The 16,201-nt window shown below is 61.4% G+C and carries 13 protein-coding genes; 7 read left to right on the top strand and 6 right to left on the bottom strand.

The genetic code is table 11. From position 1 onward, the window contains the following. The first annotated feature begins 24 nt into the window (after positions 1-24). Entirely contained in the window at positions 25-555 is a 531-nt protein-coding gene (rplQ, locus tag KI811_RS03285; protein ID WP_214185055.1) for a 50S ribosomal protein L17, read from the top strand. A gap of 188 nt (positions 556-743) precedes the next feature. Here the strand turns inward: rplQ and KI811_RS03280 are convergent, their stop codons facing one another. The 5 genes from KI811_RS03280 to KI811_RS03260 all read right to left on the bottom strand — a co-directional run bounded on the left by KI811_RS03280 (position 744) and on the right by KI811_RS03260 (position 5,964). Then, positions 744-1,874, bottom strand: coding sequence for an ABC transporter permease (locus KI811_RS03280; protein ID WP_214185054.1), 1,131 nt, complete (start codon positions 1,872-1,874; stop codon positions 744-746). Between the two features lie 4 nt (positions 1,875-1,878). Further along, positions 1,879-3,012 carry an ABC transporter permease gene (locus KI811_RS03275; RefSeq protein WP_214185053.1) on the bottom strand — a complete coding sequence of 378 codons (1,134 nt, stop codon included), beginning with the start codon at positions 3,010-3,012 and terminating at the stop codon, positions 1,879-1,881. Beyond that, positions 3,009-3,971 (bottom strand): ABC transporter ATP-binding protein, encoded by a 963-nt coding sequence (locus tag KI811_RS03270; RefSeq protein WP_214185052.1) that lies wholly within the window; start codon positions 3,969-3,971, stop codon positions 3,009-3,011. The genes KI811_RS03275 and KI811_RS03270 overlap by 4 nt, the downstream gene beginning before the upstream one ends. Next, the gene (locus KI811_RS03265) at positions 3,968-4,894 is read right to left on the bottom strand and encodes an ABC transporter ATP-binding protein (protein WP_214185051.1); all 927 of its coding nucleotides are present in this window, start codon (positions 4,892-4,894) and stop codon (positions 3,968-3,970) included. Before KI811_RS03265 ends, KI811_RS03270 begins: the two co-directional genes overlap by 4 nt. Before the next feature lie 80 nt (positions 4,895-4,974). Beyond that, positions 4,975-5,964, bottom strand: a complete 990-nt coding sequence (locus tag KI811_RS03260) for an HlyD family secretion protein (RefSeq protein WP_214185050.1) — start codon at positions 5,962-5,964, stop codon at positions 4,975-4,977. 181 nt (positions 5,965-6,145) lie between these two features. Between KI811_RS03260 and KI811_RS03255 the strand changes: the two genes are divergently transcribed. From KI811_RS03255 to KI811_RS03240, 4 genes are all read left to right on the top strand, one after another. After that, positions 6,146-6,712 (top strand): ANTAR domain-containing response regulator, encoded by a 567-nt coding sequence (locus KI811_RS03255; protein WP_214185049.1) that lies wholly within the window; start codon positions 6,146-6,148, stop codon positions 6,710-6,712. A 187-nt stretch (positions 6,713-6,899) separates the two neighbouring features. Then, the gene (locus KI811_RS03250; protein ID WP_214185048.1) at positions 6,900-7,880 is read left to right on the top strand and encodes a substrate-binding domain-containing protein; all 981 of its coding nucleotides are present in this window, start codon (positions 6,900-6,902) and stop codon (positions 7,878-7,880) included. Between the two features lie 9 nt (positions 7,881-7,889). Beyond that, entirely contained in the window at positions 7,890-9,335 is a 1,446-nt protein-coding gene (locus tag KI811_RS03245) for a sensor histidine kinase (RefSeq protein WP_214185047.1), read from the top strand. Continuing rightward, positions 9,332-9,772 carry a response regulator gene (locus tag KI811_RS03240; RefSeq protein ID WP_281875353.1) on the top strand — a complete coding sequence of 147 codons (441 nt, stop codon included), beginning with the start codon at positions 9,332-9,334 and terminating at the stop codon, positions 9,770-9,772. Before KI811_RS03245 ends, KI811_RS03240 begins: the two co-directional genes overlap by 4 nt. A gap of 96 nt (positions 9,773-9,868) precedes the next feature. Here KI811_RS03240 and carB read toward each other — a convergent pair whose 3' ends face one another. Then, positions 9,869-13,069 (bottom strand): carbamoyl-phosphate synthase large subunit, encoded by a 3,201-nt coding sequence (gene carB / locus KI811_RS03235; protein WP_214185046.1) that lies wholly within the window; start codon positions 13,067-13,069, stop codon positions 9,869-9,871. Between the two features lie 554 nt (positions 13,070-13,623). Here carB and nifH point away from each other — a divergent pair. Continuing rightward, complete coding sequence (gene nifH, locus KI811_RS03230; RefSeq protein WP_214185045.1) at positions 13,624-14,493, top strand: nitrogenase iron protein; 870 nt, start codon at positions 13,624-13,626, stop codon at positions 14,491-14,493. 238 nt (positions 14,494-14,731) lie between these two features. Beyond that, the gene (gene nifD, locus KI811_RS03225; RefSeq protein ID WP_214185044.1) at positions 14,732-16,177 is read left to right on the top strand and encodes a nitrogenase molybdenum-iron protein alpha chain; all 1,446 of its coding nucleotides are present in this window, start codon (positions 14,732-14,734) and stop codon (positions 16,175-16,177) included. Positions 16,178-16,201: the final 24 nt, after the last annotated feature.

Raw genomic sequence — 16,201 nt, 5'->3', positions numbered from 1 at the left:
TTCCTGAAGAAAGGATTATAGGTCATGCGTCACAATAAAGCAGGGAGAAGACTTGGAAGAACCACGAGCCACCGGATAGCGATGTTTCGTAACATGGTGACCTCGTTTCTTGAGCATGAGCGGATTACTACCACTGATGCGAAGGCAAAAGAGCTCCGTTCCATCGCGGAGAAAATGATTACGTTGGGCAAAAGAGGTGATCTGCATGCACTGCGTCAGGCTGCCTCCTATATCCGGGACAAGAAAGTCGTTACCAAGCTTTTCTCGACCATAGCCCCCCGCTACAAGGAGCGTGATGGTGGATATACGCGTATCATCAAGCTCGGCATCCGTCCGGGCGACAATGCGCCACTGTCTGTCATAGAACTGGTTGAGGAGCAGTTGAACAAGAAGGGAAAAAAGGCTAAACCGGCTAAAGCTACAATTGCTGCAGCAGCGCCTGTTGTTGAGCAAGCTGCTGCTTCGCTTGCAGAAGAACCGGCAGTTGCCGGGGAAGATGCTCCGCTGACCACAGTCAACGATGCAGCCGAGGAGTGTGAGGGGAAAGCAGACTAGCCTGTTAACTCACTATCATCAAAATCGAAGAGGCAAGGGAAACCTTGCCTCTTTGTTTTTTCCACAGTAATGAATTGTTTTGTGCGCTACCTGATACGTTAGGATGCCAAGACAAAGAAGAAACTCTAACGCCAAATCCCTCAAGATGAGAAGGGCGCCTGCCGCCCTAGTTCACTCCCTCGTTCTGCCTATGCGAGGGTCTTCCGGAACCGCTTCACGGCAAATCCCAGAATGACACTCCCCAGCACCAGCAGACCCGCCATCTGGGGCCAGAGGATGTCGGCCCCCACCCCTTTCAGAAATATCCCCCGAATGATGACCAGATAGTAGCGGAGCGGGTTCAGGTAGGTGAAGTACTGGATCACCCGCGGCATGTTCTCGATGGGGAAGGCGAACCCCGAGAGGAGCATGGCGGGGAAGATAAAGAAGAATGAGCTCATCATGGCCTGCTGCTGGGTGGTGCTGATGGTGGAGATGAAGAGCCCGAAACCGAGGGTGCTCATGAGAAAGAGGGCCGTGGCGCCGAAAAGGAGGAGCAGGCTTCCCCGGATGGGAACCTGGAACCAGAATTTTGAAACGGCAGTGATGACTGCCACATCGATGAAGCCGATGAGGACGAAGGGGATGGTCTTGCCGAGGATGAATTCGCTCCTGGAGATGGGGGTGACGATCATCTGCTCCATGGTGCCGATCTCCTTCTCGCGCACCACGGCCATGCTGGAGAGGAGCATGGTGATGATGAGGACGATGTTGGCGATGACCGCTGGCACGTAGTAGTTGCTGCTCTCCAGGTTCTCGTTGAACCAGGCGCGGCTCTGGAGTTGGACGCCACCAGCGAAGACACGTGCCCCTCTGCTTCGGGGGAGTTGGGTTCCCCGCAGCTCGTCGTTAAAGCGGGCTGTGATCCGCGATGCATAGTTCAGGACGATGCCGGCGGTGTTGGAGTCGGTGCCGTCCAGGATGATCTGGAGCGGAGCCGTGCGCCCTCCCCCCAGTTCGGCGCCGAAGCCCCGATTTATCCGGAGGATTGCCTTCACCTCCCCCCGGTCCATAAGCTCCCGCACGCGGCTTTCGCGGCCGATCCGCTCGGTGATGAGAAAGTACCCCGACCGCTGGAACCGGGCGGCCAGGTCACGGCTCTCGGGGGTATTGTCCTGGTCGTAGACAGCGGTCTTTACGTTCCGCACGTCGGTGTTCACCGCATAGCCGAAGATAACCGTCTGAACGGCGGGGATTATGAAGAGGATGAAGCGCATCCGGGGATCCCGAAGGGCCTGGATGATCTCTTTTACCAGCATGCATCTGAGCCGCTCCAGCATCGCCTCACTCCACCTTCTTCCGGAATTTTTTCACCGCCAGGGCCAGGACCACCACCCCGAAGACCGCCAGGAACGCCGCCTCCGGTGCCAGCACGCCGAGCCCCACTCCCTTTAGATAGATATCACGCAGGATGGTGACGAAGTAGCGGGCCGTGATGATGTGGGTCACCGCCTGGATGGGGGGAGGCATGTTCTCGATGGGAAAGATGAAGCCGGAGAGGAGGAACGCCGGGAGCATGGTGGTCACCATGGCGATCTGGGAGGCGAGCCGCTGGTTCTTGGTGACGATGCTGATGAGGAGCCCGAAGGCGAGGGCGCAGGTGAGAAAGATGAGCGACATGGCGAACAGGAGCCAGAGGCTCCCCCGCAACGGGATGTCAAAGAAGAAATCCCCCACCAGGACCGAGAGGACCAGGTCGAGGATGCCGATGGCGAAGTAGGGGATGAGCTTGCCGGCGATGAGCTCCGCCCCTCGGAGCGGAGTGGTGATGAGCTGTTCCATGGTGCCGGTTTCCCACTCACGGGCCACCGTGAGGGAGGTGAGGAGCGCGGCGATGACCATCATGATGACCGCGATGAGCCCCGGGAAGATGTAGTTGCGGGAGACCATGTCGGTGTTGAACCAGACCCGGGGGCGTACATCCACGATGCCGGCGGCGGGAACAGGGCCGAAGCGCCGGCTCTGCTCAAGGATGACGTCCCGGGACCAGGCAGAGGTCGCGGCCTCGGCATACCCCAGGGCGATGGTGGCAGTGTTGGAGTCGCTTCCGTCCAGGATCAGTTGCACCGGCGCCTGTGCACCTGTCCGGAGCTTGCGGGCGAAATCGGTGGGGATCACCAGGGCCATGAGGACGTCGCGCCGGTCGATGGCAATCTCGATTTCCCGGTAGGTGCCGACGCGCCCAGCCAGGGTGAAGTAACGGGAGCCGGCGAAGCGGCTGATGAAGTCCCGGCTCTCGGGGGTGGCGCTCTGGTCCCAGACCATGAGCGGCACTCGGTCCACGTCCAGGGTGAGCGCGTAGCCGAAGAGGAAGAGCAGCAACATCGGAATCGCGATCCCCATGCCGAGGCTCCGGGGGTCCCGAAAGACGTGGATGAATTCCTTGCGGGCCACGGCCGCCACGCGCTGGAGCTTCATCGGCTGAACTCCTGCTGGGGAGTGGTCTCCCGGTCCCTGGCCTCGATGAGGGAGACGAAGACATCCTCCAGGGAGGGGACGATCCGCTCGATGCCGTCCACGGTGAAGCCTCCGGCGGCAAGCGACTCCCGGATGGCCGGGATCGACTCGTCGGCCCGTTGGGCCACCACATGGAGCGTCCGTCCGAAGAGGGCGGCGTGCCCGATGCCGGGGATGGCCTCGATGATCTCCATGGCATCCTGGGGACGGCTGCAGCGCACCTCCACGATCTCCTCCTCCATGAAGCGGGTCTTCAGCTCCGCCGGGGTTCCCAGGGCGATGAGTTCCCCCCGGTAGATGAGGGCCAGGCGGTCGCAGTATTCGGCCTCGTCCATGTAGTGGGTGGTGACGAAGACGGTGACCCCCCCGCCGGCCAGGTGGTAGATCAGGTCCCAGAAGTTGCGGCGGCTGATGGGGTCTACGCCGGAGGTGGGTTCGTCCAGGAAGATGATGGGGGGCTCGTGGAGAACGGCGCATCCCAAGGCCAGCCGCTGCTTCCAGCCGCCGGAGAGGATTGCGGTCTTGGAGGCCCGGTGCTCCGTGAGCCCCGCCATCCGGATGACCCACTCCTTGCGATCCTTCTTTTTGGCGTCGGGAATCCGGTAGATGCCGCTGTAGAAATCGATGTTCTCCTCCACGGTCAGGTCCTCGTAGAGGGAGAACTTCTGGCTCATGTAGCCGATGTTCTTCTTGATCTCCTCGGGCTGGCGGACGATGTCGAAGCCGGCCACGGTGCCGCTCCCGGCGGTGGGCTGGAGGATGCCGCAGAGCATCCGGATGGTGGTGGATTTCCCCGCGCCGTTGGGGCCCAGGAAGCCGAAGATCTCGCCCCGCTTCACGTCGAGGCTTACCCGGTTCACGGCAACGAAGTCGCCGAAGCGCTTTTCCAGGTCGCGGAGGGTGACGGCCAGGTCGCTCATCGGGTTGCCTCCCCGGAAAGCACCGATACCAGCACATCCTCAAGGCTCGGCTCGACGGGGCGGATGCTCTGGACCGTCACCCCCGCCCCCTCCATGATCGCCTTGATGGCACGGCCTGTCTCCTCCGCATCCCGCGTGACCACGTGGAGCCGGTCGCCGAAGATTCCCACCGATTCTCCCTCCAGGCGCTCCCTTAGAAGCAGGGCGGCCCGTCTCGGGTCAGGGGTCCTCACTTCGAGGATGGTGCCGTCCATGAGCCCCCGGAGGTTGTCGGGGGTGTCGCAGGCTAGGAGTTTGCCCCGGTGGATGAGCCCCACGCGATTGCACCGGTCCGCCTCGTCCAGGTAGGCGGTGGCCACGAAAACCGTCACCCCTTCCCGCAGGAGTTGGTAGAGGATGCGCCAGAAGTCCCGGCGGGAGACCGGGTCGACCCCGTTGGTGGGCTCGTCCAGGAAGAGGACCTTGGGGGTATGGATGAGGGCGCAGGCAAGCCCCAGCTTCTGCTTCATGCCACCGGAGAGGTTGCCGGCGAGCCGCTTGCCGAAGGGGGTCAGGTTGCTGAAGGAGAGGAGGAGGCCGATTTTCTCGTCGCGCCCCCGCCGGGGGAGTCCATAGATGTCGGCGTAGAAGTGGAGGTTTTCCAGCACGGTCAGGTCCGGATAGAGGCCGAACCGCTGGCTCATGTAGCCGATCTCCTCCTTGAGGGGCTCAGCCTCCCGCACCGTGTGGCGCCCCATGACCCGGGCCGACCCCTCCGTGGGGTCCATGATGCCGGTCAGCATCCGCATGGTGGTGGTCTTGCCGGCGCCGTCGGAGCCCACGAGGCCGAAGAGCTCCCCCGGCGCCACGGAGAGGGTGAGTCCGTCCACGGCGGTCAGGTTGCCGAAGCGTTTGGTGAGATTGTCGGTGGTTATGGCGTCCATAGGGGAAGAATTCAGAAGTCAGAATGCAGGAGGCAGGAGGGAAAAACCTGATGTCGTTTCTCCTGAATTCTGACTTCCGTTTACTGGCTCCTTGTCTCTATCTCCGCGTCCACCGGCATCCCCGGTTTCAGCTCCATGGCGGGGTTCGGGATGGTGATCTTGATCCGGTAGACGAGCTTCACCCGCTCCTTCTCCGTCTGCACGCTCTTGGGGGTGAATTCCGCCTCCGGTGAGATAAAGGTGACGGTCCCCTCGTAGCGGCGATCGGGCCAGGTGTCGCTCTTCACCCGGGCTTTCTGCCCCACCTTCACCCGCCCCAGGTCGGTCTCGGCGATGTAGGCCCGCATCCAGGTGTTAGGCATATCGCCCACACTGATGATGGGAGTGCCGGCGGCCACCTGTTCCCCCGGCTCCACGTGCTTGGCCAGCACGAGCCCCGCCATGGGGGCGGCGAGGGTGGTGTAGCCGAGGCGGGTGCGGGCAAGCTCCAGCGCCTCCCGTGTCTGGCCGAGGCGCGCCCGGGCCGCGTCGATCTGTTCCTTCCGGGGACCCCGGTGCATGAGCGCCTGCTGGGCCATGGCCTCGCGGAGAGCCGCCTGGGACGACTCGGAGGCGGCCTTGGCGGCATCGTAATCACGGCGGGAGATGACCTCGCGCCGGAACAGGGCCTCCTGCCGGGCGAAATCGGCCTTGAGGCGGTCGGTCTCGGCCTTGACCCTGTTCACGGCGGCGTCGGCCCGGGCGATGTCCTCCTTCCTGAAACCGGTCTCCAGTTCCCGCAGGTTTGCCGCCACGGCTTCCGCGTCCCGCTCCCGCTGAGCCACTTCCAGGCGCAGGTCATCATCGTCGAGCCGTGCCACCACCTGTCCCGCCTTCACCAGCTCACCCTCGTCAACGAGCCGCTCCCGTACCCGTCCAGGAATCTTGAAGCTCACCTCCACCTCGGTCACCTCGATGGTTCCCGAAACGGCAACGGTACTGCCGTCATTCCCCGTGCGGCGGGTAACGAACCAGGCAATGGCCGCGACGGCCAGAAGCAGGATGGCGATCAGGGCTACCTTCTTCTTCATGGATGATCCTCCGGAACGGTGCGGCGCCCGTGGGCGCGTCAGCATCTATTGTGGCACCGTGGTGGGCATTGTAAAGGATGGCGGAAGGGAACGCCAGCCCCTCCCTTGGAACGGTTTATGCTGAAAGCCAAGGGGTATGGAGAAAATTGCAGGTAAAAACATCAATAAGGTGGTGATTTCATTGAGAAGTGTTCTCGTGTGCGATGATGAGCCGATTATCAGGATGAGCCTAAAAAATAAGCTCAAGGAGTTGGGTTTCGATGAAATCCGGGAGTGCGGGGACGGGGAGCAGGCGGTGGCGACGGCGCTGTCCACCATGCCCGACATCGTTATTCTCGATGTCTCGATGCCCAAGAAAGACGGGATCACGGCGGCCCGGGAAATTCGGCAGCGGCTGAAGATCCCGATTATCCTCCTGACGGCCTGTTGTGACCCTGATACGGTCAGGCGGGCCAAGGAGAGCGGCATCGGCGGCTTTCTGGCCAAGCCTTTCCGGGAGCAGGACCTCTGGCCCGCCATTGAACTTGCCTGTGCCCATGCCGACGAGGTGGAAACCCTCAAGGAAGAGGTGGAGGACCTTAGGGAAACCCTGGAGAGCCGCAAGGTCATCGAGAAGGCCAAGGGGGTCCTGATGCGGAACCAGGGGCTTTCGGAACCCGAGGCGTTCCGCAGGATGCAGAAGCTGGCCATGGATAAGCGCAAGAGCATGCGGCAGATCGCCGAGGCGATCCTGCTTACGGAATCGTAGAACCATCCGTTGCGGAAGAGACATATCCGGGGACGATAAGAGGGCGTCGGCGTTTGCCGGCGCCTTCGTTGTTTGCGGGATGGAAAGCGACAGTGCCCATTTGTTGCGCAGGGTGGGTTGCGATACGTGAAAAGCGGTTTATTATTGAACGATAAGTAACGGGGTCGAGTACGTCTAAGAGGTGCGGATGAACTCGCTTGTTCTGCAGAGAGTGTTTGCCGGACTCGCAATCGTTGGGCAGATAATAGTTTCATTACGCCGGTCTTTGCTGCTTTTGCCCCTGGTGCTGCTCCTTGCCGCCTGCAACAACGACAGGCCCCGCGTCGACATGGCAAAGGTTACCCCTGATGCTGCTGGAACGCAGGTTAAGGACACTCGGCCGCCCCTCCATATTGCCGTTGCCGCCATGATCTCCCCCGAAACCACCAGGCAGTACTACGAAGAGTTACTGCGGCTGGTGGCCGACCGGATGGGGCGCCGTGCGGTCTTCTCCCAACGGCGGACATACGCGGAAGTAAATACCATGGTGATGAACAAGGAGGTTGACGCCGCCTTTGTCTGCGCCGGCCCCTATGTCCAGGGGCATGAGCAGTTCGGCATGGAGATACTGGCCGTTCCGGTGGTACACGGGGTTAAGGTCTACCATTCCTACATCATTGCCAACCGTAACAGCAGCTACACATCGTTAAACGATTTGCGCGGCAAGAAATTCGCCTTCACCGACCCGGATTCCAATACCGGCAGTATGGTGCCGACCTATATGCTGGCAAAACGGGGTGAAACCCCGGATTCATTTTTTGGTGATCATTTTTTCAGCAACAGCCACGACAATTCCATCAAGGCGGTTGCCAATGGGCAGGCTGACGGCGCCGCAGTGGATTCCCTGATCTGGGAGTTCATGAACACCATCGACCCGAATGTTACCTCACGGACAAGAATTATCGAGAAATCCTCCCCCTACGGCATCCCTCCCATCGTTGTGCACCCGGCCATGGACCCGGCCACGAAAAAAAAGCTGAAACAGGTCTTACTCACGCTCCATGAACATAAAGAGTCGGCGGAGCTGCTCGCCAAGCTCCAGATCGACCGGTTTGCGGAGGGTGACGACAAGGCCTATGACACGGTCCGCGAGATGAGTCGCTGGCTGGAAAAGGAGAAAGGCCGTTAGGCTGGGTCCATGCACCTCAAAAAGATTATCTTCATAAGAATCGCCGGGCTTCTGACGATGATGATTCTGCTCATCAGCGGTTTTTTTGCGTATTTTGTTCTGGACCGTCATCGCCAGTTGACCCTCCAGACCTGGAAGACCAGGTCGGAGGTGCTTGCGGATGCTGTGGAGCGACTGATCCTCTGGGATGACCGGATAGCCCTCAAGGAGCAGCTGGACAGCGAAATCGAGAAGAGTACGGTCCTGCTTTATGCATTTATCGCCAGGAAGAAGGAACCGTACATCTCAACCTTTGCCAAAGGGGTGCCGACTGCATTGCTGGAAAGGGTGCCGGCCACCGGACTCCCAGCGGTCTGGGAGTTTCAGGGATTGGAGGGAGAGGTTGTCTACGACATCGCGAAACGGGTGGACGAATCCGGGACCGTTCTCCACCTGGGGCTCAATCGTCGGGAAATCGACCGGAAAATGGCCCCTCTGCTGACCTCGATTGTCCTGGTCGGAGGGGCCGCAATCGTGCTGGGACTATGGCTGGCCCATGTGGTGGCGCGCCGGACCACCCGGGAGGTGGATGATCTTGTCAGCGCCCTCAGCTCCTATGGCGAGTTGGACGATCTGAAAGCACGCGCCATTAACCCGAAAAGCTCGGAAGTGGCGGAACTGATCAGTACCTTCAAGGCACTGTCGGCAGAACGGCTGCAAGCGGCATTGGACCTGCAACATCTCAACGCTCAACTCGAAGAGCGCGTAGCGGAACGGACGGAGCAGCTTGCCGTCGCCAACAGGGAGCTCGACGCCTTTGCCTATTCGGTTTCCCACGACCTGCGGGCACCGTTGCGCGGTATCGACGGTTTCAGCCTGGCCCTGGTGCAGGATTACGGCGACAAGCTGAACGATGAGGGGAAGGATTATCTCAACCGGGTCCGGAATGGCTGCCTCAGGATGGGGAAATTGATTGACGAGATGCTGCGGCTCTCCCGCATAACCCGGTGCGAGATCTGCCCCAAAACGGTAAGCCTTGGCGAGATGACGCGGCAGATTGCAGAGGAGTATACGCAGCGCGAGCCGGATAGAACTGTCGAATTTGTCGTGCATGATGTCCCTGAAGTGGAGGCGGATCCAACCCTGATGCATTCGGTCATGCAAAACATGATCGACAATGCCTGGAAATATTCCCGAAATAATCCCGCAGCCCGAATCGAGTTCGGCTCAATGACTACCGGCGAGGGACCGGCTTTCTTTGTCAAGGACAACGGCGCCGGCTTCAATATGGAGTATGCGGACAAGCTGTTTACGCCGTTCCAGCGGTTGCACCGGGCTGACGAGTTCGAGGGGACAGGCATCGGCCTCGCCTCGGTGCAGCGGATCATACTGCGCCACGGAGGGCGGATCTGGGCGGAGGGGACAGAAGGGGAAGGGGCAGTTTTCTATTTCACCGTTGGAGGACAGGCATCGTGAGTGAAAAGATGATTCTGCTGGTGGAGGACAATTCCGACGACGAGGCCCTGACAATCCGGGCGCTCAAGATGAACAACCTGCTCAATGAGATTGTGGTGGCCCGCGACGGAGCCGAGGCGTTGGATTTCCTGTTCGGCACCGGTGCCTATGCCGGCCGTGACACTACGAATATGCCGGAATTGGTGCTGCTGGACCTCAATCTCCCCAAACTCAGCGGCCTGGACGTTTTGAAGCGGATTCGCTCCGATGCCCGGACCCAACTCCTCCCGGTCGTGGTCCTCACTACGTCCGACGAGGACCGGGATCGGGTGGACAGCTACCGGTTGGGGGCCAACAGCTACATCGGAAAACCGGTGAATTTCGAAGAATTCAGCAAATCGGTACGGCAGTTGGGGGTCTACTGGCTTGCGTTGAACATCGGACCGCCGCATACATAAGAAGGGCGGGATGACTTTTTCCCGATGCACAAATGGCCCGCCGGTCAATCCCGGCGGGCCATTTGTGCATCATGCATTCATCGGGGGACTGTTCCCCTAGCGGATGCCGGCATGGTACTCCTGCAGGCTCATGACCGGCTCCTTGCCATTGCGGCGGGCCGCGATCCCCTCTGCGGCGGCTACGGCTGCTGCGACGGTGGTGATGTGGGGGATCTTGTTGGCGATGGCTGCTTTGCGGATGTAGGAGTCGTCATGGGCGCTCTGCTTCCCGGCCGGGGTGTTGACCACCAGGTGGATTTCCCGGTTCTTGATGGCGTCCACCAGGTTGGGGCGCCCCTCGTGGAGCTTGGTGACCGGGGTCGCGGCGATGCCGTGGCCGGCCAGGAACCGGCAGGTCCCTTCCGTGGCCCGGATGGTGAAGCCCAGGTCGGCAAAGCGGCGCGCCGCCTTCAGGGCCTCGTCCTTGTCCCGGTCGGCAATGGTGAAGAGGATCGAGCCGGAGACGGGAAGCTGGGCGTTGGCCCCTTCCTGGGCCTTGTAGAAGGCGAGGCCGTAGTTCCCCGCAAGCCCCAGCACCTCGCCGGTGGAGCGCATCTCCGGGCCGAGCACCGGGTCCACCTCGGGGAACATGGGGAAGGGGAAGACCGCCTCCTTGACCCCGAAGTGGGGGAAGGCGCGGCGGGCGAGCCCCATCTCCTTCAGCTTTGCCCCGAGCATGACCTGCACAGCGATGCGGGGCATGGGGATGTTGCAGACCTTGGAGACCAGGGGCACGGTGCGGCTCGCCCGGGGGTTCGCCTCCAGGATGTAGACGGTGTCGTCGGCGATGGCGTACTGGATGTTCATGAGCCCCACGACCCCCATGGCCACGGCGATCCTGCGGGTGTATTCATCGATGGTGGCGATGTGCTTCTCGGGGATGCTCACCGGTGGGATGACGCAGGCCGAGTCCCCCGAGTGGACCCCGGCCAGCTCGATGTGCTCCATGACCGCCGGCACGAAGGCGTCGGTCCCGTCGCTGATGGCGTCGGCCTCGGCCTCGATGGCGTTCTCCAGGAACCGGTCGATGAGGATCGGACGCTCCGGCGAGACATCCACCGCTTTGGCCACGTACTCCCGGAGCATCTCCTCGTCGTGGACCACCTCCATGGCCCTCCCCCCCAGGACGTAGGAGGGGCGCACCATGAGGGGGTAGCCGATGCGGGCCGCCACCGCCAGGGCCTCATCCAGGGTGCTTGCCATCCCCGATTCGGGCTGAGGGATCCGCAGGTCTCGCATGACCGCGGCGAAGCGCTGCCGGTCCTCGGCCAGGTCAATGGTTTCCGGCGTGGTGCCGATGATCCGGACCCCAGCCGCCTCCAGTTCGGCGGCGATGTTGAGGGGGGTCTGCCCCCCGAACTGGACCACCACCCCCTCGGGCTTCTCCTTGGCATAGATGGAGAGGACGTCCTCCACGGTGAGGGGCTCGAAGTAGAGTTTGTCCGAGGTGTCGTAGTCGGTGGAGACCGTCTCCGGGTTGCAGTTGACCATGATGGTCTCGTAGCCGGCCTCCCGCAGGGCAAAGGCGGTGTGGACGCAGCAGTAGTCGAACTCGATTCCCTGGCCGATCCGGTTGGGGCCGCCCCCCAGCACCATGATCTTCTTCCGGTCGCTGACCGGCACCGTGTCCGGCGCATTGTAGGTGGAGAAGTAGTAGGCGGCGTTTTCCACCCCGCTCACCGGTACCGCCTCCCACGCCTCGGCAAGCCCCAAGGCCAGCCGCTTTTCACGGACCCTTGCCTCAGGCACCTCAAGCAGCTTTGCCAGGTAGCGGTCCGCAAAGCCGTCTCGTTTGGCCCGGAGCAGCAGGTCGTCGGGGGGGAGGGCTCCCCGGTGCCGGAGAATTTGCTCCTCCAGTTCCACCAGCTCCTTCATCTGCTGCAGGAACCAGAGCTTGATGTGGGTCAGCCGGTGGAGGTGGTCCAGGTCGGCCCCCTTGCGCAGCGCCTCGTAGAGGATGAACTGGCGCTCGCTGGAGGGTTCCTCCAGCATCTCCAGGAGCTTCGGCAGGGGCGTGGCGTTGAAGTCCCGGGCAAAGCCGAGGCCGTACCGGCCGATCTCCAAGGAGCGGATCGCCTTCTGGAGCGCCTCCTTGTAGTTCTTGCCGATACTCATGACCTCGCCCACGGCCCGCATCTGGGTGCCGAGCTTGTCCTCGACCCCCTTGAACTTCTCGAAAGCCCAGCGGGCGAACTTAACCACCACGTAGTCGCCGCTCGGGGTGTACTTCTCCAGGGAGCCGTCGCGCCAGTACGGGATCTCGTCCAGGGTTAGCCCTGCGGCAAGGAGCGACGAGACCATGGCGATGGGGAAGCCGGTGGCCTTGGACGCCAGGGCCGAGGAGCGGGAGGTGCGGGGGTTGATCTCGATGACCACCACCCGGCCGGTTTTGGGGTCATGGGCGAATTGGACGTTGGTGCCGCCGATCACCTCGATGGCGTCGACGATGCGGTAGGCGTAATCCTGGAGCCGGGCCTGGAGTTCAGGAGAGATGGTAAGCATCGGGGCCGTGCAGTAGGAGTCGCCGGTGTGGACCCCCATGGCGTCCACGTTTTCGATGAAGCATACAGTGATTTTCTGGCTCCTGGCGTCCCGCACCACCTCCAGTTCCAGTTCCTCCCACCCGAGAACCGACTCCTCCACGAGGATCTGGCTCACCGGACTGGCGGCGAGGCCGCGGGCGGCAATGGTCCGGAACTCCTCCATGTTGTAGGCAAAGCCGCCGCCGGTCCCCCCCATGGTGTAGGCGGGGCGGATCACCACCGGCAACCCAATGCGGGCTACCACTTTCAGGGCCTCTTCCATGGTTGTGGCAATCTCGCTGCGGGCGGTCTCGATCCCGAGGCGTGTCATGGTCTCCTTGAAGGTCTCCCGGTCCTCTCCCCGTTTGATGGCATCGAGGTTGACGCCGATGACCCGTACCCCGTACTGGTCCAGCACCCCGGCTTGAGCCAGGGCCGACGAGAGGTTGAGGCCGGTCTGCCCTCCCAGGTTGGGAAGGAGGGCATCGGGGCGCTCCTTGCGGATGATCTCGGTCAGGGTATCCACATTGAGGGGTTCGATATAGGTGGCGTCGGCCATGGCGGGGTCGGTCATGATGGTGGCGGGGTTGGAGTTCACCAGCACGATCCGGTAGCCAAGCTTGCGCAGGGCCTTGCAGGCCTGGGTGCCGGAGTAGTCGAACTCGCAGGCCTGCCCGATGATGATGGGACCGGAACCGATGATGAGGACCTTCTTGACGTCGTCGCGCCTGGGCATGTTGCCTCCTTGCCTAGAAAATGAGCATTGGTGAAAAATAATTGGGCAACTATCGCAAAAAAATGAGGCAGCTGCAAGAAGGGAATACTCCGCCCCTTAGCGCCAGGATGATACCGGTCCCTCTGCATCCATTGCCATGGAGTCGATGGCTTGTCCTCGGAGGGGATTCCTTGCTTTTGCGATGGTTATTTCTTGAGCATGTGAACAGGAAAGAGGCGTGGCGTTAAGAGGGTAACGAGGTAACGTTCAGTAATTACAGTGTTTTGGCTTTTGGCACGGTCAGTGCTTTATCTGTTTTCAAAATCAATAACGAGAATACGCCGGAGTATTCGCTGCTGAACGCAGGCAAGGGCGCCACCAATATCACCATTGGGGCGCCTTTTTTGTTGCCCCGCAAACCATTAGAGGCTCAGTCCCGTCGATTTCGTGATGGATTGTGCGACGGCGAGGAGGAGGAACCGCAGGCGTAGCAGCGCTACGACGAGGATTCCGACGAGGAAGCCGGCGTGCAAGACGCGCGAAAGCGGCGGGACCAAGGCGAAAGGAGAAACATCATGAGACAGATCGCAATTTACGGCAAAGGCGGCATCGGCAAGTCCACCACAACCCAGAACACGGTGGCGGGGCTCGCTTCGTTGGGGAAGAAGGTGATGATCGTCGGCTGCGACCCGAAGGCGGATTCCACCCGCCTCATCCTCCACGCCAAGGCCCAGGCCACGGTTATGGACAAGGTGCGGGAGCTGGGAACGGTTGAAGACCTGGAGCTGGACGACATTTTGAAAGTCGGCTTCGGCGACGTGAAGTGTGTCGAGTCCGGCGGTCCCGAGCCGGGGGTAGGCTGCGCCGGCCGCGGTGTCATCACCGCCATCAACTTCCTGGAAGAGAACGGCGCCTACACCGATGACCTGGACTTCGTCTTCTACGACGTTCTCGGCGACGTCGTCTGCGGCGGCTTCGCCATGCCGATCCGCGAGAACAAGGCGGAAGAAATCTACATCGTCTGTTCCGGCGAGATGATGGCCATGTACGCCGCCAACAACATCGCCAAGGGTATTCTCAAGTATGCCTCCTCCGGCAAAGTTCGCCTTGGCGGCCTCATCTGCAACGCCCGCAAGACCGACCGGGAGTACGACCTGATCGAGGCCCTGGCCAAGAAGCTTGGTACCCAGATGATCCACTTCGTCCCCCGCGATAATCAGGTACAACGCGCGGAACTGCGGCGTATGACCGTCATCGAGTACTCTCCCGAGCATCCGCAGGCGAATGAGTATCGGACCCTGGCCAAGAAGATCCTCGACAACAAGATGCTGGTGGTGCCGAACCCGCTGGAGATGGAGGAGCTGGAAGATCTGCTCATGGAGTTCGGCATCATGGAAGCGGAGGATGAGTCGATCGTGGGGGTTGCCGAAGCCGCGGCTAAATGACGAACGCTTTCGGGCCATCTCGACGTTTCCTGCGTCATCGCTTGTGACTCGGCCTGACGGCCGCCCCCTGCGGGGCGCCTTCGCGGTCCAATTTCACAAGTGAAATTGTGCGACGTGGCGCTGCCACGCCTCCGCGCTCTTCCTTGGAAGCCGCCGACCTGACCTCGAAATCGTTCGCCAGTAGGTTTAACCAATTATATGTAGGGGCGCTGCTTGCTGTGCCCTTCAAGGAGCTTTTATGTCAAAAGCAATCAGAAAAGTTGACGGGATAACAAAAGAGTCGACCCAGGAGATGATCGACAAGGTCCTAGAGGCCTATCCGGAAAAGGGGCGGAAGAAGCGGGCGCCCCACCTGGCCCCCAACGATCAGGCGAACTGCAGCGCCTGCGTCAAATCCAACAAGAAGACCGTTCCCGGCGTCATGAGCGCCCGCGGCTGCGCCTATGCCGGCGCAAAGGGGGTTGTCTGGGGGCCGATCCGCGACATGGTCCACGTCTCCCACGGTCCGGTCGGCTGCGGCTGGTACTCCTGGGGAACTCGGCGCAACCTGATGACCGGCAAACTGGGGGTCGACCAGTTCGGCATGCAGTTCACCTCCGACTTTCAGGAGAAGGACATCGTCTACGGTGGCGACAAGAAGCTGAAGGTGCTGCTCAAGGAGACCAAGGAGCTCTTTCCCTTGGCAAAGGGGATCTCGGTCCTCTCCGAATGCCCGGTTGGCCTCATCGGCGACGACATCAACGCCGTGGCCAAGACCAGCGCCAAGGAGCTGGACATCCCGATCATCCCGTGCAACTGCGAAGGGTTCCGGGGTGTCTCCCAGTCCCTGGGGCACCATATCTCCAACGACACCATCCGGGACTACATCATCGAGACCCGGGAGTTCGCCGAACCCGTAGGGCCCTATGACATCGCCCTCATCGGCGAGTACAACATCGGCGGCGACGCCTGGTCCACGAAGCCCCTGCTGGAGGAGTGCGGCTTCAACGTCAAGGCGGTCTGGACTGGCGACGGCGAGATGGAGAAGATCGCCGCCACCCACCAGGTGCGGCTCAACGTCATCCACTGCTACCGCTCCATGAACTACATGTGCAAGGTGATGGAGGAAAAGTACGGTATCCCCTGGATTGAGCTGAACTTCTTCGGCCCCACCAAGATCAGGGAGAGTCTCCGCAAGCTGGCCGAGCTGTTCGACGACACCATCAAGGAGAAGGTGGAGGCGGTCATCGCCAAGTACGACCCCCAGATGCAGGCGGTGATCGACGAAGTCCGTCCCCGGCTGGAAGGGAAGAAGGTGATGCTGTATGTGGGGGGGCTGCGCCCGCGCCACACCATCGGCGCCTACGAGGATCTCGGAATGATCTGTGTCGGCTCCGGCTACGAGTTCGCCCACACCGACGACTATGAGCGAACCGCCCCGGAGATGCCCGATGCTACCGTGGTCTACGATGATGCCTCCGAGCTGGAGATGGAGCAGTTCGCTCACGTGCTGAAGCCCGACCTGGTCGCCTCCGGCATCAAGGAGAAGTATGTTTTCCAGAAGATGGGGCTCCCCTTCCGCCAGATGCACAGCTGGGACTATTCCGGGCCGTACCACGGGTACAAGGGGTTCCCTATTTTCGCCAGGGATATTGATATGGCGATTAATAGCCCCACCTGGGAACTGGTGAAGTCGCCGTTCTGACGGCGCCGGCTTTTGGGCCAGCTC

This window comes from Geobacter hydrogenophilus, assembly GCF_018501225.1.
Classification (GTDB): Bacteria; Desulfobacterota; Desulfuromonadia; order Geobacterales; family Geobacteraceae; genus Geobacter; species Geobacter hydrogenophilus.
The sequence above is the reverse complement of the archived record's forward strand: the minus strand, read 5'-3'. Positions and strand labels throughout refer to the sequence as shown.